Origin of the sequence: Zunongwangia sp. HGR-M22, assembly GCF_027594425.1 — a bacterium.
Classification (GTDB): domain Bacteria; phylum Bacteroidota; class Bacteroidia; order Flavobacteriales; family Flavobacteriaceae; genus Zunongwangia.
On record NZ_CP115159.1, the window covers coordinates 624,067 to 649,820 of the forward strand.

Below are 25,754 nucleotides of genomic sequence, written 5' to 3' on the forward strand. Positions count from 1 at the left end.
ATGAGTCAAAAAATCAGAATAAAGTTAAAATCCTACGATCATAATTTAGTAGATAAATCTGCTGAGAAGATTGTAAAAACGGTTAAAACTACAGGAGCTGTTGTAACTGGACCAATTCCGCTTCCAACACATAAAAAAGTATTTACTGTTTTGAGATCTCCTCACGTAAATAAAAAATCTAGAGAACAATTTGAATTAAGTTCTTATAAGAGATTATTAGATATTTATAGTTCCTCTTCAAAAACTATCGATGCTTTAATGAAATTAGAGCTACCTAGTGGAGTGGAAGTAGAGATCAAAGTGTGATCAGAATTAAATAAACCTGCTGCTTAAAACGGTAGGTAAAATGTCCGGAGCGTTTCGCAATGGAAAAACGGGAAGATACATTCAGGACAGAAGGTATTTTTTCTGTCCTGTTTTTTTATAAATTAATAACAATTAATAATTATGTCTGGGTTAATAGGAAAAAAAATAGGCATGACTAGTATTTTTGACGAAAATGGAAAAAACATTCCATGTACCGTTATAGAAGCTGGTCCATGTGTAATTACCCAAGTCAGAACCAATGAGGTTGACGGGTACGAAGCACTTCAACTTGGTTTCGATGACAAAAAGACTGCAAACAAAGCTGCTACAGGGCATGCTAAGAAAGCGGGAGTTGCTGCAAAGCATAAAGTTGTCGAGTTCCAAGGATTTGAAGGAGATTACAAATTAGGTGATACTATAAATGTAGAGCATTTTACTGAAGGTGAATTTGTTGATATTTCTGGTATTTCTAAAGGAAAAGGTTTCCAGGGAGTTGTTAAAAGACATGGCTTTGGTGGAGTAGGACAAGCTACTCATGGGCAACATAACCGTCTAAGAGCTCCTGGTTCTATTGGTGCTGCATCTTATCCTGCGCGTGTATTTAAAGGTATGCGTATGGCCGGAAGAATGGGTGGCGAAAAAGTAAAAGTTGAAAACCTTAGAGTTTTAAAGGTGGTAGCTGAAAAGAACCTTTTAGTTGTTAAAGGTTGTGTTCCAGGACACAAAAACTCTTATGTAATCATTAGAAAGTAATGGAAGTAGCAGTTTTAGATATTAAAGGAAAAGAAACAGGTAGAAAGATTAATCTTTCTGACGCTGTTTTTGGAATAGAGCCTAATGAGCATGCTGTTTATCTTGACGTTAAACAATATTTAGCGAATCAAAGGCAGGGTACTCATAAAGCGAAAGAGCGTGCTGAAATAACTGGATCTACACGTAAAATCAAAAAGCAAAAAGGGACAGGTACAGCCAGAGCTGGTAGTATCAAATCTCCTGTTTTTAGAGGTGGTGGTAGAATATTTGGTCCTCGTCCAAGAAATTATGGTTTTAAATTAAATAAAACCTTAAAACGTTTAGCTAGAAAATCGGCTTTATCGCTTAAAGCAAATGACAAAGCTATTACGGTTGTTGAAGATTTTTCTTTCGATACTCCAAGTACAAAAAACTTTATTGAAGTTTTGAAAGCTATTGGTATTCAGGAGAAAAAATCTCTTATAGTGTTGGGTGAGTCAAATAAAAACGTATATTTGTCGTCACGTAATTTAAAAGGCTCTGAAGTTGTAAGTGTTTCAGAATTAAGTACTTACAAAATATTGAATGCAAATAGTCTTGTGTTCGTAGAAGGGTCTCTAGAAGGATTAGAGTCGAATTTAAGTTAAATGAGCGTTATGAGTATCTTAATTAAACCGATTATTACGGAAAAAGCTACCGCAGAGAGTGAACTTAGAAATTGTTTCTCTTTTGAGGTAAGTAATAAGGCGAATAAGATTGAAATTAAAGATGCAGTTGAGTCTGCTTATGGTGTTTCAGTAACTTCTGTTCGTACAATAAATGTCCGCCCAGATCGCAAAACTAGATTTACTAAATCTGGTATGATCACTGGTAAAACTAAGGCTTATAAAAAAGCTATGGTACAGGTGGCGGAAGGTGAAACTATTGATTTATATAGTAATCTTTAAGACTAAGAAATGTCAGTAAGAAAATTAAAACCAATTACTCCTGGTCAGCGTTTTAGAGTAGTTAATGGGTTTGACGCCATTACTACTGACAAGCCGGAGAAGTCTTTACTTGCTCCGTTAAAAAAATCAGGCGGTAGAAACAGTCAAGGAAAAATGACCATGCGCTATAAAGGCGGTGGTCATAAAAGACGTTATAGAATTGTAGATTTCAAGCGTGAAAAGCATGGGGTTCCTGCAACTGTAGCATCTATTGAATATGATCCAAACAGAACGGCCTTTATCGCTTTATTGAATTATCAAGATGGTGAAAAAAGGTATGTTATTGCTCAAAATGGTCTTCAGGTAGGTCAGAATATTGTTTCGTCTAACGAGGCTGCTGCTCCTGAAATTGGTAACGCTATGCCGTTAGCAAATATACCATTGGGTACTATTATTTCTTGTATCGAGTTGAGAGCTGGTCAGGGAGCTGTTATGGCTAGAAGTGCTGGGGCTTTTGCTCAATTGTTAGCTAGAGAAGGGAAGTATGCAACTGTGAAATTGCCTTCTGGAGAGATTAGAAGAATTCTTTCTGTTTGTTTAGCAACTATTGGTGCTGTGTCTAACAGTGATCATCAGCTTCAAATTTCTGGTAAAGCCGGTAGAAAACGCTGGTTAGGTATCAGACCACGTACAAGACCTGTAGTGATGAACCCTATCGATCACCCAATGGGTGGTGGTGAAGGTAGAGCATCCGGTGGTCACCCACGTTCAAGAAAAGGTTTGCCTGCTAAAGGCTTTAAAACCCGCTCTAGAACAAAAGCGAGTAATAAATATATTGTAGAACGTAGAAAGAAATAATAGAGTATGGCACGTTCATTAAAAAAAGGACCTTTCGTTCACTATAAGTTAGAGAAAAAAGTAGCTGATAATGTGGAGTCTGGTAAAAAAGCGGTGATTAAGACTTGGTCTAGAGCATCGATGATTACTCCAGATTTCGTAGGGCAAACAATAGCTGTCCATAATGGTAAGCAATTTGTTCCTGTTTATGTTACTGAGAATATGGTAGGTCATAAATTAGGTGAATTTTCACCAACACGTTCTTTTAGAGGGCATGCTGGTGCTAAAAATAAAGGTAGAAAATAATTGAAGCTATGGGAGTTCGTAAAAAAGAAAGAGCAGAGCAAATAAAAGAAGCTAAGAAGCATACGGCTTTTGCTAAGTTAAATAACTGCCCTACTTCACCTAGAAAAATGCGATTAGTTGCAGATTTAGTTAGAGGTGAAAAAGTAGAAAAAGCGCTTCAAATTTTAAAATTCAGTCAAAAAGAGGCTTCTTCTCGTTTGGAGAAGTTGTTATTGTCTGCTATTGCAAATTGGCAAGCTAAGAATGAAGATGCTAGTATTGAAGACGCTGAATTAGTTGTAAAAGAGATTCGTGTTGACGGTGGAAGTATGTTGAAAAGACTTCGTCCAGCACCACAGGGTCGTGCACATAGAATTAGAAAGAGATCCAATCACGTTACATTAGTGCTTGGCGAAAAAAATAATACACAAAGCTAAGAAGAGTATGGGACAGAAAACAAATCCAATCGGTAATCGCCTTGGTATCATAAGAGGATGGGAATCCAACTGGTACGGAGGAAATGACTACGGTGATAAATTAGCCGAAGACGATAAGATTAGAAAGTACATCCATGCTCGCCTCTCTAAAGCGAGTGTATCTAGGGTAATCATTGAGCGTACCCTTAAGCTTGTAACCGTTACTATCACTACTGCTAGACCTGGTATTATTATCGGTAAAGGTGGCCAAGAGGTAGACAAGCTTAAAGAAGAGCTTAAGAAGATCACTGACAAAGAAGTTCAGATTAACATCTTTGAAATTAAGAGACCAGAACTTGATGCTCACTTAGTGGGTGCAAGTGTAGCTAGACAGATAGAGAATAGAATCTCTTACCGTCGTGCTATAAAAATGGCTATTGCGGCTGCAATGAGAATGAATGCGGAAGGTATTAAAATCGAAATTTCAGGTCGTTTAAACGGTGCTGAAATGGCGCGTTCAGAATCTTACAAAGATGGAAGAATTCCTTTGTCTACTTTTAGGGCCGATATTGATTATGCTTTAGTTGAAGCTCACACTACCTATGGTAGATTAGGAGTTAAAGTATGGATCATGAAAGGTGAGGTTTACGGAAAGAGAGAACTATCTCCGCTTGTTGGTTTAGCTAAGAAGCAAGGTGGTAAAGGTTCCGCACGAGGTGGTAATAAATCACGTCGTAGAAAGTAATTTTAAAGTAAAAGAAAATGTTACAACCTAAAAGAACGAAATATCGTAAGCAACAGAAGGGACGCATGAAAGGTTTGGCCCAAAGAGGTCATCGTCTTTCAAATGGAACTTTCGGTATCAAGTCACTTGATTCTAGTTTCATTACAGCTCGTCAAATAGAAGCTGCTCGTATTGCTGCTACCCGTTATATGAAGAGAGAAGGTTCTATCTGGATTAAAATTTTCCCAGATAAGCCGATCACTAAAAAACCTCTAGAGGTTCGTATGGGTAAAGGTAAAGGTGCTGTTGAATATTGGGCTGCTGTTGTAAAGCCTGGAAGAATAATGTTTGAAATTGGTGGTGTGCCTATGGCAACTGCTAAAGAAGCATTGCGTCTTGCAGCGCAGAAACTTCCTGTGAGAACAAAATTTATCGTAGCTAGAGATTATCAAGAATAATTTTTGAATTATGAAACAATCAGAAGTAAAAGAATTATCTGTTGCAGAATTACAGGAAGAGCTTGGTAAATCTCGTAAGGCATATGCAGATTTAAAAATGGCTCATGCTGTTTCGCCATTAGAGAACCCAATACAGTTAAGAACTGTAAGGAAAAGTATAGCGAGATTAGCTACCGAGTTAACAAAAAGAGAACAACAATAAGTGTTATTCTGCTGAAAGATGGAAAAAAGAAATTTAAGAAAAGAGCGAATAGGTGTAGTTACTAGTAACAAAATGCAGAAATCGATAGTGGTTTCTGAAGTTAAAAAGGTAAAACACCCTATGTATGGAAAGTTCGTATTAAAAACTAAGAAATACGTAGCTCACGACGAAACAAACGACTGCAACGAAGGTGATACTGTTAGGATCATGGAGACGAGACCTATGAGTAAATCTAAATGTTGGAGATTAGTAGAAATAATTGAAAGAGCGAAGTAATTATGGTACAACAAGAGTCTAGACTAAGAGTAGCAGATAATACTGGCGCTAAAGAAGTTTTAGCAATTAGAGTATTAGGAGGTACAAAGAAAAGATACGCTTCTGTTGGAGACAAAATTGTTGTCAGCGTTAAAGAAGCTACACCTAATGGGAACATTAAAAAGGGTGCAGTTTCTACAGCAGTTGTTGTTCGTACCAAGAAAGAAGTGCGCAGACCAGATGGATCTTATATAAGATTCGATGATAATGCATGTGTGCTTTTAAACCCAACTGGAGAAATGCGTGGAACACGTGTTTTTGGTCCTGTTGCGAGAGAACTTCGTGATAAGCAATTCATGAAAATTGTATCATTAGCACCTGAAGTGCTTTAATACATTAAAAAAATGACAAAGCTTAAAATAAAATCAGGAGATACTGTTCTTGTTATCGCAGGAGACCATAAAGGTCAGGAAGGTAAAGTTCAGAAAGTATTTCCAGAAAAGAATAAAGCCATAGTGGAAGGAATTAATACAATTTCTAAACATGAGAAGCCAAGTGCTTCTAATCCACAGGGCGGAATTACAAAGAAAGAAGCACCTATTAGCATATCTAACTTATCTTTGGTAACTAAGGACGGTAAAGCAACCCGAGTTGGTTATAGAGAAGAGGATGGTAAAAAGGTGAGATTTTCTAAAAAATCAAATGAAGTAATATAGTTATGGCATACGTACCAAGACTTAGACAAGAGTATGATGACAAAATCAAATCAGCTCTTACAGAAGAATATAGTTACAGCAATGTAATGGAAGTGCCAAAGCTTGAGAAAATCGTAATCAGCCGTGGAGTTGGTGGCGCTGTTGCAGATAAGAAGTTAATTGACCATGCTGTTGATGAATTGTCAGCTATTACTGGTCAAAAGGCTGTTGCAACGATCTCAAAGAAAGATGTTGCTTCATTTAAATTACGTAAAGGGATGCCAATTGGTGCTAAAGTAACTTTACGTGGTTATAGAATGTATGAGTTTTTAGATAGATTAATTACCTCTGCACTTCCACGTGTACGTGATTTTAACGGGATAAAAGCTAACGGATTTGATGGTAGAGGTAATTATAACTTAGGTATTACTGAGCAGATAATTTTCCCTGAAATTGATATTGATGCTGTAAATAGAATTGCAGGTATGGATATTACTTTCGTTACAACCGCAAATACCGATAAAGAAGCTAAATCTTTACTAACTGAATTAGGTTTACCTTTTAAAAAGAATTAAGAATGGCTAAAGAATCAATGAAAGCCCGTGAGGTTAAGAGACAAAAAATGGTAAAAAAATATGCTGAAAAAAGAAAAGCTTTGAAAGAAGCTGGAGATTTTGAAGCATTGCAGAAATTACCTAAGAACTCTTCTCCAGTGCGTTTGCATAATCGTTGTAAGCTAACTGGTAGACCTAAAGGATATATGAGACAATTTGGACTTTCTCGAGTAATGTTTAGAGAAATGGCTAACAATGGTCTTATTCCTGGGGTTAAGAAAGCTAGTTGGTAAATTATAAATTGGTTGTAGGTTCCAAAATTACGGAAAACCATAACCGCAAATTAATATAAATGAATACAGATCCAATTGCAGATTTTTTAACGCGAATTAGAAATGCGGTTGCAGCAAACCATAGGGTTGTTGAGATACCTGCTTCTAAAGTTAAAAAAGAAATTACAAAGATATTATTCGATCAAGGATATATCTTAAGTTACAAGTTTGATAATGATACCGCTCAGGGTACTATCAAGATAGCTCTTAAGTATGATAAAGATACTAAAGACTCTGTAATTAAAGATATCCAAAGAATAAGTAAACCTGGTTTACGTAAATATGCCGGTGCTGGAGAATTACCACGTATACTTAACGGTCTTGGAATAGCAATTATCTCTACTTCTCACGGAGTAATGACAGATAAGCAAGCTAGAAGAGACAATGTTGGTGGTGAAGTATTGTGTTACGTTTACTAATTCTTAAAATAACTAAGAAATGTCAAGAATAGGTAAAAGCCCAGTTACAATTCCAGAAGGTGTTAATGTAGACGTTAATGGTAATGTTGTAACGGTAAAAGGAAAATTAGGAGAGCTTAAACAAGAGATTAACGATATAGATGTTAATGTAGAAGATAATGTAATTTCTTTTGAGCGTTCTTCTGAGAAAAGTGATCAAAAAGCTAAGCATGGATTATATCGTGCTTTAGTTAATAATATGATAGAAGGTGTAACTAATGGATTCTCTAAAGAATTAGAATTAGTAGGTGTTGGTTACAGAGCTTCGAATCAAGGACAGAAATTAGATTTAGCGGTTGGTTTTTCTCATAATATTGTTTTGGATGTAGCTCCTGAAGTTAAGGTTGAAACAATATCTGAAAAAGGTAAGAATCCAGTAGTTAAGCTTACTTCTCATGACAAACAACTTTTAGGACAGGTTGCTGCAAAGATTCGTTCTTTCAGAGTACCAGAACCTTATAAAGGAAAGGGTATTAAGTTCAAAGGAGAAATAATTAGAAGAAAAGCAGGTAAATCAGCTTAATAAGTTAGTTATGGCATTTTCAAAAGAAAAAAGAAGATTAAAGATAAGAAAGCGTATTCGTAAGAATATTAGCGGAACTGAAAGCCGTCCAAGATTATCTGTATATAGAAGTAATAAAGAAATTTATGCTCAAATTATAGATGATGTAGCTGGAAAAACATTAGCTTCGGCTTCTTCTAGAGATAAGGACGTGAAAGACGCTACCGGAACCAAAAGCGAAATTGCTAATTTGGTAGGAAAAAGCTTAGCCGATAGAGCGAAGCAATCTGGGGTAGAAACTGTTTCTTTCGATAGAGGTGGTTATTTATACCACGGAAGAATTAAATCATTAGCAGAAGGTGCTCGTGAAGGAGGACTAAAATTCTAAGAAGATATGTATCAAGATTATAAAAACGTAGAACATGTAAAACCAGGAGGTCTTGAACTTAAAGATCGTTTGGTAGGAGTGCAACGTGTTACTAAAGTTACAAAGGGTGGTAGAGCATTTGGTTTCTCTGCTATTGTAGTGGTTGGTGACGAAAATGGTGTAGTTGGACAAGGTTTAGGTAAATCGAAAGAGGTTGCCGATGCTATTTCCAAAGCCGTTGAAGATGCAAAAAAGAATTTGGTACGTATTCCTTTACATAAAGGTACTTTACCACATGAACAAAAAGGTAAATATGGTGGAGCGAGAGTTTTACTTTTACCTGCTGCAACTGGTACCGGTATTATTGCTGGTGGTGCAATTCGTGCGGTATTGGAGTCTGTAGGGGTTCACGATGTGCTTTCTAAGAATCAAGGTTCTTCTAACCCACATAACGTTGTGAAAGCTACTTTTGATGCATTACTTCAGTTAAGAAGTGCAGAAGCAGTTGCTAAACAACGTGGGATCACGTTAGAAAAACTTTTCAAAGGATAAAATCAAGGACAAGATGGCAAAGATTAAGGTAACGAAAGTAAAAAGTGCTATTAATAGATCTCAGAATCAAAAAAGAGTTCTAGAGGCATTAGGTCTTAGAAAGATGGGAAGTTCTGTAGAGCACGAGGATACTCCTAACATCCTTGGTATGATAAATAAAGTTAAACACTTAGTTTCTGTAGAGGAAACAAAATAATAGGTTCACATGAATTTAAGTAACTTAAGACCTGCAAAAGGTTCAGTTAGAAGTAACAATAAGCGTGTTGGCCGTGGAGAAGGATCCGGTAAAGGAGGGACTGCTACTCGTGGTCACAAAGGGGCTAAATCACGTTCTGGTTACTCTAAGAAAATAGGTTTTGAAGGTGGGCAAATGCCACTTCAGCGCCGTGTACCAAAATTTGGTTTTAATAACAGAAACCGTAAAGAATATCAAGGTATTAACTTAGATACTTTACAAACATTAGTAGATAATGGTAAAGTTACTGATACAGTAGATCTAAGTGTACTTGTAGAACACGGTTTGGCTGGAAAAAACGAACTGGTTAAAATTTTAGGTAGGGGTGAATTAAAGGCTAAATTAAAAGTATCTGTTCATAAATTTACGGCCTCAGCCAAGGAAGCTATAGAAGCTGCAGGAGGAGAAGTTGTTACTTTATAATAGATAGCCAAATGAAATTCATCAATACTATAAAAAATATTTGGAAAATCGAGGAGCTAAAAAATCGTATTTTAGTTTCCCTCGGTTTGCTTTTAGTTTATCGTTTTGGAACTCAGGTTGTACTTCCTGGGATAGATGCCAGTCAGTTAGCAAATTTAGCTAATCAGACAGACAGTGGTTTATTAGGTTTGCTTAATGCATTTACTGGGGGAGCATTTTCTAATGCTTCTATTTTTGCGTTAGGTATTATGCCTTATATTTCTGCTTCCATCGTAGTGCAGCTAATGGGGATCGCTATTCCTTATTTGCAGAAACTGCAAAAAGAAGGAGAGAGTGGGCGTAAGAAGATAAACCAAATTACTAGATGGTTAACCATAGCAATTACGTTGGTTCAAGGACCTGGTTATATTTATAACCTATTCAATACCTTGCCGCAAAATGCTTTCCTTTTAGGAGATAGCCTATCCTTTATTGTTTCTTCAGTTATTATTCTTACCACAGGAACTGTATTTGCCATGTGGTTAGGAGAGAAGATAACAGATAAAGGTATTGGTAATGGTATCTCATTGCTAATTATGGTTGGTATTATTGCTACGCTTCCTCAAGCATTTCTACAGGAATTTGCATCTAGGTTCGAGGGTAGCGGAGGCTTGATTATGGTGTTGATAGAATTAGCTATTTGGTTTGCAATTATTTTAGCCGCTGTAATGTTGGTAATGGCTGTGCGTCAGATACCAGTACAATATGCTAGAAGGTCTGCTACTGGTGGTTATGAGAAAAATGTTTTTGGCTCTAGACAATATATTCCTTTAAAGCTTAATGCTTCTGGAGTTATGCCAATAATATTTGCTCAGGCTATTATGTTTATCCCTGTAGCTTTGGCTGGTCTATCAGACTCCGATGCTGCACAGGGTGTAACAGCTGCATTTAGTGATATCTTTGGGTTTTGGTATAATTTAGTATTCGCTTTATTAATTATTGTTTTTACATATTTTTATACCGCGATTACTGTACCGACCAATAAAATGGCTGACGATTTAAAGCGTAGTGGAGGCTTTATACCGGGTATTAGACCAGGTAGTGAGACTTCTGAATATTTAGATCGTATAATGTCACAAATAACGCTTCCTGGATCTGTGTTTTTAGCAATTATTGCTATTTTCCCAGCGATCATTGTAAAGTTGTTAGGTGTTCAGCAAGGTTGGGCGTTGTTTTTTGGAGGTACCTCTCTTTTAATTCTAGTTGGAGTTGCAATCGATACTATGCAGCAAGTAAATTCTTACTTGTTGAATAGACACTATGACGGATTAATGAAAACAGGTAAAAACAGAAAAGCAGTAGCTTAATTATGGCAAAACAACCAGCAATTGAACAAGACGGAACTATTATCGAAGCATTGTCTAATGCAATGTTTCGTGTAGAGCTAGAAAACGGTCATGTTGTGACCGCTCATATCTCAGGCAAGATGCGTATGCATTACATTAAATTACTGCCAGGAGATAAGGTGAAGTTAGAAATGAGTCCTTATGATTTATCTAAGGCTCGTATAACTTACAGATACTAAGAAGTAAATTGAGCTATTAATAATTTTTTCATTACTTTTGCACTCTGAAAAAATTATTTTGGCAAATAGGCCATATGTAAATTTTATTTTTGCATCTGGCATTTATAAAAAATATAAAGATGAAAGTTAGAGCATCAATAAAGAAAAGAAGTGCCGACTGTAAAATAGTACGCAGAAAAGGGCGCCTTTATGTGATTAACAAAAAGAATCCTAGATTTAAACAAAGACAAGGCTAATTATGGCAAGAATTGCAGGGGTAGATATACCTAAACAAAAGCGAGGAGTTATAGCGTTAACCTATATCTTCGGAATTGGCAACAGCAGGGCTCAGGAAATACTTGCACAGGCCAAAGTTGATGAAAGTAAGAAAGTTTCAGATTGGGATGATGATGAAATAGGTCGTATCCGTGAAGCAGTAGGTGGCTACACAATTGAAGGTGAATTACGTACTGAAGTTCAGATGAGTATTAAGCGTCTAATGGATATTGGATGTTACAGAGGTATTCGTCATCGTTCTGGATTGCCATTAAGAGGTCAAAGAACCAAAAACAATTCTAGAACTAGAAAAGGAAGAAGAAAAACTGTTGCTAACAAGAAAAAGGCAACTAAATAATAAGTAATATGGCAAAGTCAACAAAACAAGCTCAAAAGAAACGTAAAGTAAACGTTGAGTCTATTGGAGAAGCTCATGTTACTGCTTCTTTTAACAATATTATCATCTCTTTGACCAACAAAAAAGGAGATGTTATTTCTTGGTCTTCAGCCGGTAAAATGGGTTTTAGAGGATCTAAGAAAAATACACCTTACGCTGCTCAGTTAGCTTCAGAAGATGCTTCTAAAGTAGCTCACGAAGCTGGGTTGCGCAAAGTAAAAGTTTACGTTAAAGGACCAGGAAATGGTAGAGAATCAGCGATTCGTTCTATCCATAACAGTGGTATTGAAGTAACTGAAATTATCGATGTTACACCACTTCCGCATAACGGATGTCGTCCTCCTAAGAGACGTAGAGTATAATTAATTATATAATTAGAAAAGGAAATTACGATTATCGAAGGACGAATGCCTTAATTCATAATCCCTTTTCTGTAAATCAATTTTAAATGGCAAGATATACAGGTCCAAAGACCAAAATAGCCCGTAAATTCGGTGAAGCTATATTTGGAGATGATAAATCTTTTGAAAAAAGAAATTATCCTCCAGGACAGCACGGTAACAACCGTCGTAGAGGTAAAAAATCTGAATACGCTATCCAGTTAATGGAGAAACAAAAAGCTAAATATACTTATGGTATTTTAGAGCGTCAATTTAGAAACATGTTTGAAAAAGCAACAAGTTCGCAAGGAATTACCGGTGAGGTATTACTACAACTTTGTGAGTCTAGATTAGATAATGTTGTATTTAGATTAGGTGTTGCGCCTTCAAGAAGAGCTGCAAGGCAACTAGTTTCTCACAGACACATTACTGTGAATGGAGAATTAGTAAATATCCCATCTTACCAATTGAAAGCAGGAGATGTAGTTGGAGTAAGAGAGAAATCTAAATCTTTACAAGTAGTACAGGATTCATTAGCTAATAATAGCAGTGTTTACGAATGGATTACTTGGAACAACGAAACAAAACAAGGAACTTTTGTTTCAGTACCTGGAAGAGTTCAGATTCCAGAAAATATCAATGAACAATTCATCGTCGAATTATATTCGAAATAATAATTCACAGAAGTCGTAATATGGCAATACTAAATTTTCAGAAGCCCGATAAAGTTATAATGATTGACTCTACAGATTTCGAGGGGAAATTTGAATTTCGTCCTTTGGAACCTGGTTATGGGTTAACCGTTGGTAACGCTTTAAGAAGAGTGCTGTTATCTTCTTTAGAGGGATTTGCGATCACTTCGGTTCGTATCGAAGGTGTTGATCATGAATTCTCAACAATTCCTGGAGTTGTAGAAGATGTTACAGAAATAATTTTGAATCTTAAACAAGTTAGATTCAAAAGGCAAATTGATGAAATAGATAACGAAGCCGTTACAATTTCTGTTTCTGGTGAAGAAGAATTAACCGCTGGTCACTTTCAAAAGTTTATCTCTGGTTTTCAAGTTTTAAATCCCGATTTAGTGATTTGTCATCTTGATAGCAAAGTGAACATTAATATGGAGATCACTATCGAAAAAGGTAGAGGTTATGTTCCTGCAGAAGAAAATAAGAAAGCCAATGCTCCTTTAGGTACAATTTTCACAGATTCTATTTACACTCCTATAAAGAATGTAAAATATAGTATTGAGAATTACCGTGTAGAACAAAAAACTGATTATGAAAAACTAGTTTTTGAAATTAGCAGTGACGGTTCTATTCATCCTAAAGATGCGTTAACAGAAGCAGCAAAAACTTTGATTCACCACTTCATGTTATTCTCTGATGAGCGTATAACATTAGAGGCTGATGAAATTGCACAAACTGAAACTTATGATGAAGAATCTCTTCATATGAGACAACTACTAAAAACTAAGTTAGTAGATATGGATCTTTCAGTTAGAGCATTAAATTGTTTAAAAGCGGCTGAAGTTGATACCTTAGGAGATCTTGTATCTTACAATAAAAATGATCTTATGAAGTTCCGTAACTTCGGTAAGAAATCATTAACAGAGCTTGAAGAGCTTGTAAGCAACAAAGGACTAAACTTTGGTATGGATCTTTCAAAATATAAATTGGATAAGGACTAATTCACATTGGTGAATTACTCTAAAAAGAATAGTAATGAGACACGGAAAGAAAATAAATCATTTAGGTAGAAAGACCGCGCATCGTAAGTCGATGTTGGCCAATATGGCGTCTTCACTAATTGAGCATAAACGCATCAATACTACTGTGGCTAAGGCAAAAGCTTTAAAGGTTTTTGTAGAGCCGTTAGTAACAAAGTCTAAAGAAGATACTACACATAATCGAAGAATAGTTTTTAGTAAATTGCGCGATAAGTATGCAGTTGCTGAATTATTTCGTGAAGTAGCTCCAAAAGTAGGTGATCGTCCAGGTGGTTATACAAGAATCATTAAACTTGGTAATCGATTAGGAGATAACGCTGATATGGCTATGATCGAGTTAGTAGACTTTAACGAGACTTACAATGTAAACAAGCCTGCGAAGAAGAAGTCTACTCGTAGAGCTGGTAAGAAAAAAGCTGAAACTACTGAAGCTCCAGAAGCTGAAGAGTCTAAGCAAGATGAGCAAGAAGGTAAAAAAGAAGAATAGATGATTCTTTATTATCAATAGTTTTAAAAAAGGATAAACTCACCGAGTTTGTCCTTTTTTTTTATCTAATTAGTATTCATTTCAATAATTCCCTAACTTTAGATAGTATTATTTTTAGTATGAAATATCAAACAAGAAAAAAAGCTATAATTCTATTAGCAGACGGAACCATTTTTCATGGAAAACTTGTAGGTACTGAAGATGGCAGTGCCGTTGGAGAGGTTTGCTTTAATACCGGAATGACCGGTTATCAGGAAATATTTACAGATCCATCTTATTTTGGCCAATTGATGGTTACCACCAATGCCCATATTGGTAATTATGGTACTAATACAGAAGAGAATGAATCTGATGGTGCTAAAATAGCTGGTTTGATTTGTAAAAATTTTAGCTACGATCAATCAAGACCTGCAGCTGATAAAACGCTACAGGAGTTTTTAAATGAGAGCAATTTATTTGCAATTTCTGATGTTGATACTCGTGCACTTGTGACCTACATTAGAGAAAACGGTGCAATGAATGCTATTATTTCCACAGATGTTGAAAATATAGAGGGACTGAAATCTGAGCTTGCTAAAGTGCCAGATATGGATGGTTTAGAGCTTGCTTCTAAGGTATCAACTAAAGAACCATATTTTTATGGAAATGAAAACGCAACCTACAAGGTTGCTGCTTTAGACGTAGGTATCAAAAAGAATATTCTTAGAAATCTTGCAAAAAGAGATGTTTATGTAAAAGTTTTTCCTTTTGATACTTCTTATGAACAAATGAGTGAGTGGAATCCAGATGGGTATTTTCTTTCAAATGGCCCTGGAGATCCAAAGCCATTAAAAAATGCCATTCAGCTCGCAACCGACATTATTGAAAAGGATCATCCTTTATTCGGGATTTGCTTAGGGCATCAAATTATCGCTTTAGCAAATGGGATACCTACTTATAAAATGCATCATGGTCACCGTGGAATTAACCATCCTGTTAAGAATTTAAAAACTGGTAAAGGAGAAATTACCTCTCAAAATCATGGATTTTCAGTAGATAAAACTGCGACAGAAAATCATCCTAATATAAAAATGACTCATATTTGTCTTAATGATCATACTGTTGGAGGTTTAGAGATGACCAATAAGAACTGTTTTTCTGTACAGTATCATCCGGAAGCTAGTCCGGGTCCAAATGATGCAAGCTATCTTTTTGATGAATTTATAGAAAGGATTAAACAGGCAAAAGCATAATAATATAAAAGCCGAGATCGAATCTCGGCTTTTTTCTTGTTTTAATTTAAGATATTGATACTATGGATAGTAACAGATACTGCTTCGCAAACGTTTTAGGTGAAATGCTTGTTATATTAAAAATTATTCCTCGTTTTTTTCTTGTTGTATTTGTATCTTGCAGACTAATCAATTAATTAAATTATAATATAAATTATGAGTGCTATAGTACATATTCATGCACGTCAAATTTTTGACTCCAGAGGTAACCCAACAGTAGAAGTAGATGTAATCACAGAAAACGGAGTATTAGGAAGGGCAGCAGTGCCTTCTGGAGCTTCTACCGGTGAGCATGAAGCTGTAGAACTACGTGATGGTGGTGACGACTTTATGGGAAAAGGTGTTCTTACAGCTGTTGATAATGTAAACAGTAAAATTGCAGAGCAGCTTTTAGGCTATTCAGTTTTCGAACAAAATTTGATCGATCAGGCAATGATCGAGCTAGATGGAACATCAAATAAATCTAAGTTAGGAGCTAACGCTATTTTAGGTGTTTCTCTTGCCGTAGCTAAAGCTGCAGCAAACGAACTTGGTCTTCCTTTATATCGTTATGTAGGTGGTGTAAGCGCAAATACGCTTCCGGTGCCAATGATGAATATTATTAACGGAGGTTCTCATAGTGATGCTCCTATCGCATTTCAGGAATTTATGATTATGCCTGTAAAAGCAGAAAGTTTTTCTCATGCTTTAAAAATGGGTACTGAAATTTTCCATAATCTTAAAAAAGTACTTCATGATAGAGGTCTTAGCACTGCTGTAGGTGATGAAGGTGGATTTGCTCCAACTTTAGACGGAACGGAGGATGCTTTAGAAACTATTCTTAAGGCTATCGAAAAGGCTGGGTACAAAGGTGGTGATGAAGTTATGATCGCTTTAGATTGTGCTGCTGCCGAGTTTTACGAAGATGGAAAATACAATTATGCTAAATTCGAAGGCGATAAAGGTGTAGTTAGATCTAGTGAAGAGCAAGCTTCTTATTTAGCTGAATTATCTTCAAAATACCCTATCGTTTCTATCGAAGATGGTATGGATGAAAATGATTGGGAAGGCTGGAAAGCACTTACCGATAAAGTAGGAGATAAAATCCAATTAGTAGGAGATGATCTTTATGTAACTAACGTAGAGCGCCTATCAAGAGGTATCGAAGAAGGAATTGCAAATTCAATCCTTATCAAAGTGAACCAAATTGGTACACTAACCGAAACAATTGCTGCTGTAAATATGGCTCATAATGCTGGATTTACTTCTGTAATGTCACATAGATCTGGAGAAACTGAAGATAATACTATTGCAGATTTAGCTGTTGCTTTAAATACTGGGCAAATCAAAACTGGTTCTGCTTCTAGAAGTGATCGTATGGCAAAGTACAATCAGCTTCTTAGGATTGAAGAGGAATTAGGAAGTGTTGCTTATTATCCAAAAGAAAAAGCATTTAAAGTAAAATAAGGAATATTAGTTTTTTTAGAACTTAAAAAGCTCTTCATTAATTTGAAGAGCTTTTTTATTTTAATTTAATATTCTTTTAATTAAATATTTGGGGATTAATAATTAACTTTTCACTCACTAAAGTTCTAATCTAATCCTAACCAGATTTTTACATGCATAATTTTTTGTTTGTAGCTTCAGAAAATGATGCTATACCCCGTTGCAAAGCAGGAGGAATGGGCGATGTACTACGCGATGTCCCCAGGCAAATTTCTCAAAAAGGAGATACCGTTCATGTTGTAGTACCTTCATATTCCAGACTTCACCATGGTGGAACTATGGTCTCTAAACTATTTTTCAATCTAAGAAACACTTCTTACGAGGCAGAGATTTATAAAGTTCAACCTAAAAAAGATTTTCCAGGAATTACGCATTATGTAATTCATCATCCCGAAATTGAAGGAGGAGATATAGCACATATTTACCATAACGATCTGGATCAACCATTCTATACAGATGCGATAAAATATTTTATATTTTGTACTGCTGTGGCTCAAGCTATTAAAAATAACGTTTTTGGAAAACTTGACGTTATTCATTTACACGATTGGCATGCGAGTATGATTCTATTTTTAAGAAGATATCATCAGGAGTATACAGCACTTCAGGATATCCGTGTAATTTATAGTATACACAATCTAGCTATACAGGGAATTAGACCTTTCGAAAATAATTATTCTTCTGTGAGGAATTTTTATCCTAATGTCGATTTTAATTACGACGAACTAAAGGATAGACGCTATCACGATTGTATCAACATGATGGCGCTGGGTATTCGGTTTGCTGATGCCGTTCATACGGTATCACCTAGTTATAAAGAAGATGTTCTTCATCCTAGCGATCCGCCAGTTTTTATTGGTGGCGAAGGTCTTGAAGAAGATTTAAATCAGGCCAATGAGGAGGGACGGTTTATAGGAATATTAAATGGCTGTAATTATAGAAATATAAGAAGAGCTAGAAAAAATAATTTATATTTCAATATAGCATTCGCACTTTTTAAATGGATGCAACATGAATCAAAAAAGTATAAATCAGATTTCTTAGCCCATACTGGCGAAAAAATTATGCCTTTCCTAAAAAGAAAACCAGAATTTGTATGCTCTAGTGTCGCTCGTTTAACAGAACAAAAGTTTTATTTCTTTAAGCAATCGCCTGAAGCTTTTATTGAAATTTTAGATCTTTTGGCAGAGGTGAACGGCGTATTTATCTTATTAGGTACTGGGGCTCCCGAGTATGAAGAGTTGTTACGAAAAATAAGTCATCAAAAAAGTAATTTTTTATTTATTAATGGCCAGGACGAAGACGTTATCGATAGTATTTATCTGGAAACAGATTTGTACTTTATGCCTAGTTTATTTGAGCCATGCGGGATTAGCCAGATGCTTGCAATGAGAAATGGACATCCTTGTCTTGTTCACCATACAGGTGGATTAATCGACACGGTAAAGCATTTGGAGACCGGTTTTGCATTTGATGGCGAAAGCTACGATAAGAAAATCAAGAATATGGTAGATTCTTTTAAACATGTACTGGAAATGTTTTTCGACGATAAAACCAAATGGAGAACAATAGAAAGAAATGCAAAAAAAGAACGCTTCACCTGGAAAAAATCAGTAGACGATTACTATAAATCACTCTACAAATTACCAGCTTAAATTTACTTATACACTTATTAAGCAAAATCTCTTGAAACCCTTGTTAATATTAGTATAATTGCTTGGTTTTAATTGAATAGAAGCTTAGATTTTATTAAATTCGCAATCGATTAATTAAAATTGTAATTCAACACAATGTCAGATAAAGCTATATTAGAATATCAAGGAAAAAAATATGAGTTCCCTGTAACTGAAGGAACAGAAGGTGAACTGGGTATTAATATTAAAACCCTTCGATCTGAAGCCGGAATGATAACTTTAGACCGTGGATATAAAAACACAGGAAGCTGTGAAAGTGCTATCACTTTTTTGAACGGAGAAGAAGGAATCTTAAGATATAGAGGTTATGCCATCGAAGACCTTGCTGAAAAAGCAGATTTTCTAGAAGTAGCTTATCTTTTAATTTTTGGTGAATTACCAAACAAGCAGCAGCTTGATAAGTTTTACGGAGATATAAAAGAAGAATCTGAGGTTGATGAGGAGATGAAGAAAATTTTGGATGGATTTCCAAAAGCTGCTCACCCAATGGGAGTTCTTGCCTCATTAACTAGTGCATTAACTGCTTTTAATCCTGGTTCTGTAGATGTAGAATCAGAGGAGGATATGTATAAAGCAATTGTAAAGATTCTTGGTAAATTTCCAGTACTTGTTGCTTGGACACAAAGAAAGAAAAGTAGCCTTCCCCTTAACTACGGAGATGATTCTTTAGGATATGTAGAGAATCTGCATAAAATGATGTTTGAGAAGCCAGGCAAAAAATATAATGTAGATAAATCTGTGATTGAAGCATTAGATAAATTATTAATTCTTCATGCAGATCACGAGCAAAACTGTTCAGCTTCTACAGTAAGAATGGTAGGTTCATCTCATGCAGGATTATTTGCTTCTATCTCTGCTGGTATTTCAGCACTTTGGGGACCACTTCATGGTGGTGCTAACCAAGCGGTAATCGAGATGTTAGAAGGTATCAAAGCTGATGGTGGAGATACACATAAATTTATGCAGAAAGCTAAGGACAAAGATGATTCTTTCCGTTTAATGGGCTTTGGGCACCGTGTTTATAAAAACTTTGACCCAAGAGCTAAGATTATTAAGAAATCTGCAGACGAGGTATTAAATGGTTTAGGAGTAGAAGATCCAGTATTGGACATCGCAAAAGGATTAGAGAAAGAAGCTTTAGAGGACGATTACTTCGTAAAAAGAAAATTATATCCAAACGTAGATTTCTATTCAGGAATTATTTATAGGGCTTTAGGCATACCAGTAGAGATGTTTACTGTGATGTTCGCTCTAGGAAGACTTCCTGGTTGGATTGCACAATGGAGAGAGATGAGACTTAAAAAAGAACCTATTGGTAGGCCAAGACAAATCTATGTAGGGGAAAACTTAAGAGAATTTAAGCCCGTTAGTGAAAGATAAAAGTACACTATTATAATTATTTGAAAAGCCTCATTATTAAATGAGGCTTTTTTTATATTTGGAAAAATGTTAGCAATGCAGTTAAAGATTAATAACGAAACATCAAGATTAAGAGCAGTTGTTTTAGGAATCGCTAAAAATAATGGCGGTGCACCGGGACTTGATGAAGCTTACGATCCAAAATCTATAGAACATATTAAAGCCGGTACTTATCCTAAAGAAGAGGATATGGTGAAAGAGATTGAAGCGGTTGCTGAAGTTCTTAAAAAGTACGATGTCGAGGTGTTTAGACCTAAGATTATAGAAAATTATAATCAAATTTTTACAAGAGATATTGCATTTGTAATCGAAGATAAATTTATAAAGGCAAATATTCTTCCCGATAGAGAAAAAGAAATAAAGGCGATTGATCATGTAATCAATCAAATAGATCCAGAAAATATAATAAAACTTCCAGAAGAAGCTCATATTGAAGGTGGAGATGTAATGCCATTTGGAGATTATATTTTGGTAGGAACTTACATTGGCGAAGATTATTCAGAATATATTACGGCAAGAACAAACATTCATGCAGTAAAAGCGCTTCAGGATATATTTCCGAAGAAAAAAGTAGTTTCTTTCAATTTAAAAAAGAGTAATGTAGATGCAAAGGAAAATGCCTTGCACTTAGATTGCTGTTTTCAACCCGTTGGAAAAGACAAGGCGATTATATATAAGGGAGGTTTTTTAGATTCTAAAGAATATCAATGGCTTGTAAATTTATTTGGAAAAAATAATGTTTTTGAAATTACTAAAGACGAAATGTATGATATGAATTCTAACATATTTTCGATTTCAGAAAAAGTAGTTATATCCGAGGAAAAATTTACGCGGCTAAATTCCTGGTTGCGTTCTCATGGTATTACGGTAGAAGAGGTTCCTTATTCACAGATTGCAAAACAAGAAGGTTTACTACGTTGTTCAACTTTACCTTTAATTAGAGACTAAAATGAAACAGATCACAGATACCGTTCTTATGGTAAGACCCGTAGCTTTTAGAATGAATGAAGAGACGGCGGTTAATAATTATTTTCAAAAAGAATTAAAAGGAAAAGATGTAAACGAAAAAGCGCAGACAGAATTTGACGCTTTTGTGAAAAAATTGAGAGCAGTTGGTGTACATGTTATAGAGGTAGATGATATTGCTGAAGATAATACTCCAGATTCAATTTTCCCTAATAATTGGGTTTCTTTTCATGAAAATGGAGAGATAGCTTTATATCCCATGTTTGCGGCAAACCGACGCAAAGAACGCCGTTTAGAGTATTTTGCAGAGCTGGAAGATGCCGGTTTTAAGATCACTAATATTGTAGATTATACTTCTGCTGAAGACGATGATCTTTTTCTTGAAGGAACCGGAAGTTTAATTTTGGACAGAGAAAACGAAAAAGCATATTGTGCTTTATCACCTAGAGCAGATGAAGATCTTCTAATTGAATTTTGTGAAGATTTTGAATATACTCCAGTTATTTTTAATGCGTATCAAACCGTTGAAGGCAAGCGAAAACAAATCTATCATACCAATGTAATGATGTGTGTTGCAGAAGAATTTGCTGTAGTTTGTATAGATGCTATTGATGATGCGAAAGAGCGTAAAAATCTTTTAAAACATCTAAAGCAAGATAAAAAAGAGCTTATCGTTATTTCTGAAGAACAAATGCACGAGTTTGCTGGGAATATGCTTCAGGTGAAAGGTGCTTTTGAAAAAAAATATTTAGTAATGAGCGCGCGTGCGCATCAAAGTTTAACTCCAGATCAGGTAGCTAAAATAGAGAAGCATTCACAGATTTTAAGCAGTGATCTTAATGTGATTGAAACTTGTGGTGGAGGCAGCGCAAGATGTATGCTTGCTGAAGTTTTTCTACCGAAGGCTTAAAGCAATCAAATGGTAAAAAATTAAGGCTGTTTTTTTCGAATTTCGATTACAAAAAGAACCATAATTATTGCTGTGAAAATAGCAAAAGGTAGTGAGCTAATAATTAGGAATTTTTGCATGGCATCTAGAACATCGCTCTCTGGTTTTACATTGCCAAGTAAAATAATAGCTTCAGAAAATAAAAGAATCAATACCGCCCAAATAAGGCGGTATTTCTTTTTTGGATCTTCACTGCCTTTATCACTAAACATACTTAAAACATAAATAGCCGAGTCTACCGAGGTTACCAAAAAACTAATCAATAAGATAACGGTGATAATATTTGTGATATTAGAAAACGGAAAAGATTCGAAGAATCTAAATATAGAAGTAAAGACATTGTTGAATTCTCCATTGTAAGTTTGCATGCCTTCAATAATATCAAAAGAAGATCCACCAAAAACGCTAAACCATAGAAAGCTGCCTAAAGATGGCAGGATTAAAACGCCCAATATCATTTCTCTAATAGTTCTTCCCTTTGATATTCTCGCAATAAAAATCCCTGTAAAAGGTGCCCAGGCTAGCCAAAATGACCAATAATAATACGTCCAATCTGTTAAAAATTGCTTACCAGGATTAAAGTCGCCAATGGCTAAGCTTAACTGGAAAAAGTCTTTAAGATAATAACATGTGGCTATTAAAAATTGTCGTAGTATTTCAGCAATATCTGCTTGTAGAAATACAAATATCATTAACACCATAGTGATATAAATATTCCAATTAGAAATACGTTTAATTCCCTTTTCTACACCCGAATATGCTGAAATGAATGCTAGGAGGCAAATAAGAAAAACTAATCCCATTACTATCCAAAGCGTTCCTGGTTGTTTTTCCATAAGATGGCTAAGGCCACCTTCTATTTGCGTTGTTCCTAAACCTATTGCTGCTACCAATCCAAAAACAGTAGTGAGAATAGTTAAAATATCGATACTTTTTGGTGCGGCCTCAATTTTACTAAGCTGAGGTAAACTCGTTCCAAGAAGAATAGTATTTTTTCGGACAAATAGGGAATAGCCAATTATTAATGCAAATATTCCGTAAAATGCCCAAGCTGTAAATCCCCATTGATAAAATGTGAATTCTAAAGCTATAATATCATTGGGATAATCTGTTTTTAAGGGAGGATTTTGAAACATGAATACAGGTTCCTGTACCGCTCGTAATAAAATCCCGGCGCCCATTCCCGCACTATACAGCATCGCAATCCAGGATAATCTATCAAATTGTGGTGGAGACTCACCTAAGCGAATTTTCCCGTATTTAGAAAAAGCGACGATCAAGAGAAATAGCACGCAAACTAATCCCAGCCAGAGATAAAATTCACCAAAAATTTCTCTTACCCAGATAGATGCGCTGTCGATAAATGAGTAAAATTCTATAGTAAAAGAAAAAATAAGAACCGAGAAAATAAATAGGATTAAAGCCGCGCAGTAAAAGAGCGGATTGTTTTTGATATCTGTATTGATGGTTTTGAAATTAATTGTTCAATTCTTTTTTAGGTTCTGAAGTAGTGATCTTGGTTATCATACCATCAAAAATAAAGTAATGAAAGGGATACATCGAGTACCAATACAAGCGCCCTAGTAACCCCTTTGGTCTAAAAGTGGCTGTTTGATGTACGATATCATCTTCATCAATGCAAAACTCTAACCAGGCTTCACCGGGAACTTTCATTTCAGCAAAAAGTAACAATCGTTTTTCTTCTCTATCGGCTAAAAGCACACGCCAAAAGTCAAGGGAGTCGCCCGGAGCCAATTTTGTAGGATGTGTTCTTCCACGGCGTAAACCAACGCCGCCGGCAATTTTATCTAAATAACCTCTAATTTTCCATAACCAGTTTCCATAATACCAGCCATTTAACCCGCCAATTGCCCAAATTTTGTCTAATGCTTCTTCAGGGTTTTCTGCCTTTTTTTGTTGCTTGTCAAAAACACAGCCGTATTTAGGAATTTGTATATACTTGTTTAATTCCTTTTTAAATCGACCGCTGCTAAGAGAATCTTTCCAGCTAGATATAACCTGATTTTGTTCAATTCTATGAAAAGCCATTTCTATAGCTTCTTTATAAGAAATAGTTTTTATCCCTAGGATTTTTTCTAATTTATTATCTCTTGCAATCACTTCAACTTCCATACTGTCTACAAGATTCTGTGCTAATTTATATGAGGTTGAGGTTACAAAATATAGCCAATGGGACGAGAGTTTAGCCGACATGACCGGAACGGTGAAAATCCAAAGTTTTAAACCTCTAACTTCAGCATATTTTAACATCATTTCTTTATAAGAAAGGATATCTGGGCCACCAATATCAAAAGATTGATCGTAGCATTCTTTGTAACCAATAACACCGGTTAAAAATTTTATCACATCTCGGATTGCAGTAGGCTGGCATTTTGTTTTAACCCAGCGCGGTGTAATCATTATGGGTAACTTCTCGCATAAATCCCTAATAATTTCAAAAGAAGAACTTCCAGAGCCTACAATAATCGCAGCACGTAAAACGGTGAGATGATAATCGCCTTTGTAAAGAATATCTTCTACCGCTTTGCGAGATTTTAGATGTTTAGATAGCTTATCTTGGTTTACCATTCCACTAAGGTAAATCACTTGTTTTACGCTGGTTTCTGCCATTAATTTGTTGAAATTCTTAGCAGCTTCAGCTTCCTGACTATCAAAATCTTTGGTGTTTCCACTCATCGAATGGATTAGATAATATGCAATATCAATATTCTTGATGTTATCTGGTGTAGCTGTATCTTGCAGTAAATCGATTTCAACAATTTCAACTTGTTTTATCAATTCCTTGTTAGAAGATAATCTATTTCTATTACGAACAGCACAAATTACTTCGTGTCCCTGTTCAATAAGTTCAGGGAGTAATCGCATTCCAATATAGCCGTTTGCACCGGTAAGTAAGATACGCATATGATAATTTTCTTTAGAATAGAAACATCTCAAATTACCATTTTAATTGCTACCTTTCCTTAGGATTAATAAAATTTTATAAAATGAATAACGTGCTGAAAATCGCACTTTTAATAATTGGTGTTGGTTTAATTGGATATGGGATTTACAGCTTGCTTTCTCCTGAAGTTATTCTAGAAGCAGAACCAATTGAAGTAGAAGCACAAAATAGCAATACCCAATCTTATGCCATGATTGCTTTTGGTTTACTTACTTTAATTGGTGGTCTGGCATTTAATAGGCGCTAATTCTCATTAATTATTATCGAAGCCTATACCTAAAATGGTCATAGCTGAAGTGCTAATATATTCGATGCCAATTGCAATAACTATAAAACCGATAATTCTTGAAATTGCGTTGATCCCTGAAGCTCCCAAATATTTCGCAATAAAATGAGCACTTTTTAGCATTAAAAAAGTAGAAAGACATACAGCGAAAATCGCTAAAATGGTGATTAATTTTTCTGAAGTTAAATGATAATCTTCATACATCCCGATAAGTAGGGAGATCGATCCAGGCCCAGCAAGCATAGGGATGGCAAGCGGAGTAAGAGAAATTCCTTCGCGCTGTTGTGCATCATCTTTCACGCGGTCGTTCATTCCTTTGTGTTTAGAAAATGAGCCGGTTAGTAAGGCAAAGCCAGATGTGACAATAATTAATCCGCCGGCTATGCGTAAAGATTCAATACTAATTCCGAAGAATTGTAGAATATACCTGCCGCTAAAAAAGCAAATAGTTAAGATTACAAAAATATTTATAGCGGTTAAAAGTGACGTTCGTGCCCGCTCTTTGGAGTTATCTTCAGTGGTTAAACCTACAAAAATAGGAATGGTGCCAAGCGGATTGATAACAGAAAATAAAGCCGCAAATACATAGATAAACAAATCCATAATTTTTTTCGGCAAATATGCGCTAAGTACGGTCGCTAAAAATTAAAT

General features: G+C 35.5%; 39 protein-coding genes. 36 read left to right on the plus strand and 3 right to left on the minus strand.

Features of this window, described 5'->3' with window-relative positions; all coding sequences use genetic code 11:
- The 35 genes from rpsJ to ctlX all read left to right on the plus strand — a co-directional run bounded on the left by rpsJ (position 1) and on the right by ctlX (position 21,813).
- Positions 1–306: a 30S ribosomal protein S10 gene (gene rpsJ / locus PBT91_RS02600; RefSeq protein ID WP_092543176.1), complete on the plus strand. Its 306-nt coding sequence runs from the start codon at positions 1–3 to the stop codon at positions 304–306.
- Positions 307–447: 141 nt separating this feature from the next.
- Positions 448–1,059, plus strand: a complete 612-nt coding sequence (rplC, locus tag PBT91_RS02605; RefSeq protein ID WP_270060249.1) for a 50S ribosomal protein L3 — start codon at positions 448–450, stop codon at positions 1,057–1,059.
- Complete coding sequence (gene rplD / locus PBT91_RS02610; protein ID WP_270060250.1) at positions 1,059–1,685, plus strand: 50S ribosomal protein L4; 627 nt, start codon at positions 1,059–1,061, stop codon at positions 1,683–1,685. Before rplC ends, rplD begins: the two co-directional genes overlap by 1 nt.
- Positions 1,686–1,694: 9 nt before the next feature.
- On the plus strand, positions 1,695–1,985 hold the full coding sequence (gene rplW, locus PBT91_RS02615; protein WP_270060251.1) for a 50S ribosomal protein L23: 291 nt from the start codon (positions 1,695–1,697) through the stop codon (positions 1,983–1,985).
- A 9-nt stretch (positions 1,986–1,994) separates the two neighbouring features.
- On the plus strand, positions 1,995–2,822 hold the full coding sequence (rplB, locus tag PBT91_RS02620; RefSeq protein ID WP_270060252.1) for a 50S ribosomal protein L2: 828 nt from the start codon (positions 1,995–1,997) through the stop codon (positions 2,820–2,822).
- A 6-nt stretch (positions 2,823–2,828) separates the two neighbouring features.
- On the plus strand, positions 2,829–3,107 hold the full coding sequence (rpsS, locus tag PBT91_RS02625) for a 30S ribosomal protein S19 (RefSeq protein WP_092543168.1): 279 nt from the start codon (positions 2,829–2,831) through the stop codon (positions 3,105–3,107).
- Positions 3,108–3,115: 8 nt separating this feature from the next.
- Positions 3,116–3,523, plus strand: coding sequence for a 50S ribosomal protein L22 (gene rplV, locus PBT91_RS02630; protein ID WP_270060253.1), 408 nt, complete (start codon positions 3,116–3,118; stop codon positions 3,521–3,523).
- A 7-nt stretch (positions 3,524–3,530) separates the two neighbouring features.
- Positions 3,531–4,247, plus strand: a complete 717-nt coding sequence (rpsC, locus tag PBT91_RS02635; protein ID WP_270060254.1) for a 30S ribosomal protein S3 — start codon at positions 3,531–3,533, stop codon at positions 4,245–4,247.
- A 17-nt stretch (positions 4,248–4,264) separates the two neighbouring features.
- Positions 4,265–4,684 carry a 50S ribosomal protein L16 gene (gene rplP, locus PBT91_RS02640; RefSeq protein ID WP_270060255.1) on the plus strand — a complete coding sequence of 140 codons (420 nt, stop codon included), beginning with the start codon at positions 4,265–4,267 and terminating at the stop codon, positions 4,682–4,684.
- 10 nt (positions 4,685–4,694) lie between these two features.
- Positions 4,695–4,886 carry a 50S ribosomal protein L29 gene (gene rpmC, locus PBT91_RS02645; RefSeq protein ID WP_270060256.1) on the plus strand — a complete coding sequence of 64 codons (192 nt, stop codon included), beginning with the start codon at positions 4,695–4,697 and terminating at the stop codon, positions 4,884–4,886.
- 18 nt (positions 4,887–4,904) lie between these two features.
- Complete coding sequence (rpsQ, locus tag PBT91_RS02650) at positions 4,905–5,162, plus strand: 30S ribosomal protein S17 (RefSeq protein ID WP_089373243.1); 258 nt, start codon at positions 4,905–4,907, stop codon at positions 5,160–5,162.
- A gap of 2 nt (positions 5,163–5,164) precedes the next feature.
- Positions 5,165–5,533, plus strand: coding sequence for a 50S ribosomal protein L14 (rplN, locus tag PBT91_RS02655; RefSeq protein WP_121667792.1), 369 nt, complete (start codon positions 5,165–5,167; stop codon positions 5,531–5,533).
- Positions 5,534–5,545: 12 nt separating this feature from the next.
- Positions 5,546–5,857: a 50S ribosomal protein L24 gene (rplX, locus tag PBT91_RS02660; protein WP_270060257.1), complete on the plus strand. Its 312-nt coding sequence runs from the start codon at positions 5,546–5,548 to the stop codon at positions 5,855–5,857.
- Between the two features lie 2 nt (positions 5,858–5,859).
- On the plus strand, positions 5,860–6,411 hold the full coding sequence (gene rplE, locus PBT91_RS02665) for a 50S ribosomal protein L5 (protein WP_270060258.1): 552 nt from the start codon (positions 5,860–5,862) through the stop codon (positions 6,409–6,411).
- A 2-nt stretch (positions 6,412–6,413) separates the two neighbouring features.
- A complete protein-coding gene (gene rpsN / locus PBT91_RS02670) occupies positions 6,414–6,683 on the plus strand; it encodes a 30S ribosomal protein S14 (RefSeq protein WP_270060259.1) in 270 nt (89 codons plus the stop codon).
- A gap of 59 nt (positions 6,684–6,742) precedes the next feature.
- Positions 6,743–7,141, plus strand: coding sequence for a 30S ribosomal protein S8 (gene rpsH / locus PBT91_RS02675; RefSeq protein ID WP_270060260.1), 399 nt, complete (start codon positions 6,743–6,745; stop codon positions 7,139–7,141).
- A gap of 19 nt (positions 7,142–7,160) precedes the next feature.
- Positions 7,161–7,703: a 50S ribosomal protein L6 gene (gene rplF / locus PBT91_RS02680; RefSeq protein ID WP_270060261.1), complete on the plus strand. Its 543-nt coding sequence runs from the start codon at positions 7,161–7,163 to the stop codon at positions 7,701–7,703.
- A gap of 10 nt (positions 7,704–7,713) precedes the next feature.
- Positions 7,714–8,070 carry a 50S ribosomal protein L18 gene (gene rplR / locus PBT91_RS02685; RefSeq protein ID WP_270060262.1) on the plus strand — a complete coding sequence of 119 codons (357 nt, stop codon included), beginning with the start codon at positions 7,714–7,716 and terminating at the stop codon, positions 8,068–8,070.
- A 6-nt stretch (positions 8,071–8,076) separates the two neighbouring features.
- A complete protein-coding gene (gene rpsE, locus PBT91_RS02690) occupies positions 8,077–8,601 on the plus strand; it encodes a 30S ribosomal protein S5 (RefSeq protein ID WP_270060263.1) in 525 nt (174 codons plus the stop codon).
- Positions 8,602–8,614: 13 nt separating this feature from the next.
- On the plus strand, positions 8,615–8,797 hold the full coding sequence (gene rpmD / locus PBT91_RS02695; RefSeq protein WP_270060264.1) for a 50S ribosomal protein L30: 183 nt from the start codon (positions 8,615–8,617) through the stop codon (positions 8,795–8,797).
- A gap of 9 nt (positions 8,798–8,806) precedes the next feature.
- The gene (rplO, locus tag PBT91_RS02700; RefSeq protein ID WP_270060265.1) at positions 8,807–9,259 is read left to right on the plus strand and encodes a 50S ribosomal protein L15; all 453 of its coding nucleotides are present in this window, start codon (positions 8,807–8,809) and stop codon (positions 9,257–9,259) included.
- 11 nt (positions 9,260–9,270) lie between these two features.
- On the plus strand, positions 9,271–10,605 hold the full coding sequence (gene secY / locus PBT91_RS02705; RefSeq protein WP_270060266.1) for a preprotein translocase subunit SecY: 1,335 nt from the start codon (positions 9,271–9,273) through the stop codon (positions 10,603–10,605).
- 2 nt (positions 10,606–10,607) lie between these two features.
- Entirely contained in the window at positions 10,608–10,823 is a 216-nt protein-coding gene (gene infA / locus PBT91_RS02710; RefSeq protein ID WP_013073244.1) for a translation initiation factor IF-1, read from the plus strand.
- Positions 10,824–10,942: 119 nt separating this feature from the next.
- Positions 10,943–11,059, plus strand: coding sequence for a type B 50S ribosomal protein L36 (gene ykgO / locus PBT91_RS02715; protein ID WP_010519235.1), 117 nt, complete (start codon positions 10,943–10,945; stop codon positions 11,057–11,059).
- A 2-nt stretch (positions 11,060–11,061) separates the two neighbouring features.
- Positions 11,062–11,436: a 30S ribosomal protein S13 gene (rpsM, locus tag PBT91_RS02720; protein ID WP_270060267.1), complete on the plus strand. Its 375-nt coding sequence runs from the start codon at positions 11,062–11,064 to the stop codon at positions 11,434–11,436.
- A gap of 8 nt (positions 11,437–11,444) precedes the next feature.
- Positions 11,445–11,837 (plus strand): 30S ribosomal protein S11, encoded by a 393-nt coding sequence (rpsK, locus tag PBT91_RS02725; protein WP_270060268.1) that lies wholly within the window; start codon positions 11,445–11,447, stop codon positions 11,835–11,837.
- Positions 11,838–11,923: 86 nt separating this feature from the next.
- Entirely contained in the window at positions 11,924–12,529 is a 606-nt protein-coding gene (gene rpsD / locus PBT91_RS02730) for a 30S ribosomal protein S4 (RefSeq protein WP_270060269.1), read from the plus strand.
- Positions 12,530–12,549: 20 nt separating this feature from the next.
- Complete coding sequence (locus PBT91_RS02735) at positions 12,550–13,542, plus strand: DNA-directed RNA polymerase subunit alpha (RefSeq protein ID WP_270060270.1); 993 nt, start codon at positions 12,550–12,552, stop codon at positions 13,540–13,542.
- 34 nt (positions 13,543–13,576) lie between these two features.
- Positions 13,577–14,068, plus strand: a complete 492-nt coding sequence (rplQ, locus tag PBT91_RS02740) for a 50S ribosomal protein L17 (protein WP_270060271.1) — start codon at positions 13,577–13,579, stop codon at positions 14,066–14,068.
- A 119-nt stretch (positions 14,069–14,187) separates the two neighbouring features.
- Positions 14,188–15,300: a glutamine-hydrolyzing carbamoyl-phosphate synthase small subunit gene (gene carA, locus PBT91_RS02745; RefSeq protein ID WP_270060272.1), complete on the plus strand. Its 1,113-nt coding sequence runs from the start codon at positions 14,188–14,190 to the stop codon at positions 15,298–15,300.
- Between the two features lie 195 nt (positions 15,301–15,495).
- A complete protein-coding gene (gene eno, locus PBT91_RS02750; RefSeq protein ID WP_270060273.1) occupies positions 15,496–16,785 on the plus strand; it encodes a phosphopyruvate hydratase in 1,290 nt (429 codons plus the stop codon).
- Between the two features lie 152 nt (positions 16,786–16,937).
- The gene (locus PBT91_RS02755) at positions 16,938–18,479 is read left to right on the plus strand and encodes a glycogen synthase (protein WP_270060274.1); all 1,542 of its coding nucleotides are present in this window, start codon (positions 16,938–16,940) and stop codon (positions 18,477–18,479) included.
- Positions 18,480–18,614: 135 nt separating this feature from the next.
- Entirely contained in the window at positions 18,615–19,898 is a 1,284-nt protein-coding gene (locus PBT91_RS02760) for a citrate synthase (protein WP_270060275.1), read from the plus strand.
- Positions 19,899–19,973: 75 nt separating this feature from the next.
- Entirely contained in the window at positions 19,974–20,885 is a 912-nt protein-coding gene (locus tag PBT91_RS02765) for a dimethylarginine dimethylaminohydrolase family protein (protein WP_443089632.1), read from the plus strand.
- A 1-nt stretch (position 20,886) separates the two neighbouring features.
- A complete protein-coding gene (ctlX, locus tag PBT91_RS02770) occupies positions 20,887–21,813 on the plus strand; it encodes a citrulline utilization hydrolase CtlX (RefSeq protein ID WP_270060277.1) in 927 nt (308 codons plus the stop codon).
- Between the two features lie 20 nt (positions 21,814–21,833).
- Here ctlX and PBT91_RS02775 read toward each other — a convergent pair whose 3' ends face one another.
- Positions 21,834–23,333 carry a BCCT family transporter gene (locus PBT91_RS02775; protein WP_333474256.1) on the minus strand — a complete coding sequence of 500 codons (1,500 nt, stop codon included), beginning with the start codon at positions 23,331–23,333 and terminating at the stop codon, positions 21,834–21,836.
- Entirely contained in the window at positions 23,329–24,777 is a 1,449-nt protein-coding gene (locus tag PBT91_RS02780) for an SDR family oxidoreductase (protein WP_270060278.1), read from the minus strand. The genes PBT91_RS02775 and PBT91_RS02780 overlap by 5 nt, the downstream gene beginning before the upstream one ends.
- Before the next feature lie 83 nt (positions 24,778–24,860).
- Between PBT91_RS02780 and PBT91_RS02785 the strand changes: the two genes are divergently transcribed.
- Positions 24,861–25,064 carry a hypothetical protein gene (locus PBT91_RS02785; protein ID WP_270060279.1) on the plus strand — a complete coding sequence of 68 codons (204 nt, stop codon included), beginning with the start codon at positions 24,861–24,863 and terminating at the stop codon, positions 25,062–25,064.
- Between the two features lie 6 nt (positions 25,065–25,070).
- On the opposite strand, the gene PBT91_RS02790 is transcribed toward PBT91_RS02785, so the two are convergent.
- Positions 25,071–25,706 carry a MarC family protein gene (locus PBT91_RS02790; protein WP_270060280.1) on the minus strand — a complete coding sequence of 212 codons (636 nt, stop codon included), beginning with the start codon at positions 25,704–25,706 and terminating at the stop codon, positions 25,071–25,073.
- Positions 25,707–25,754: the final 48 nt, after the last annotated feature.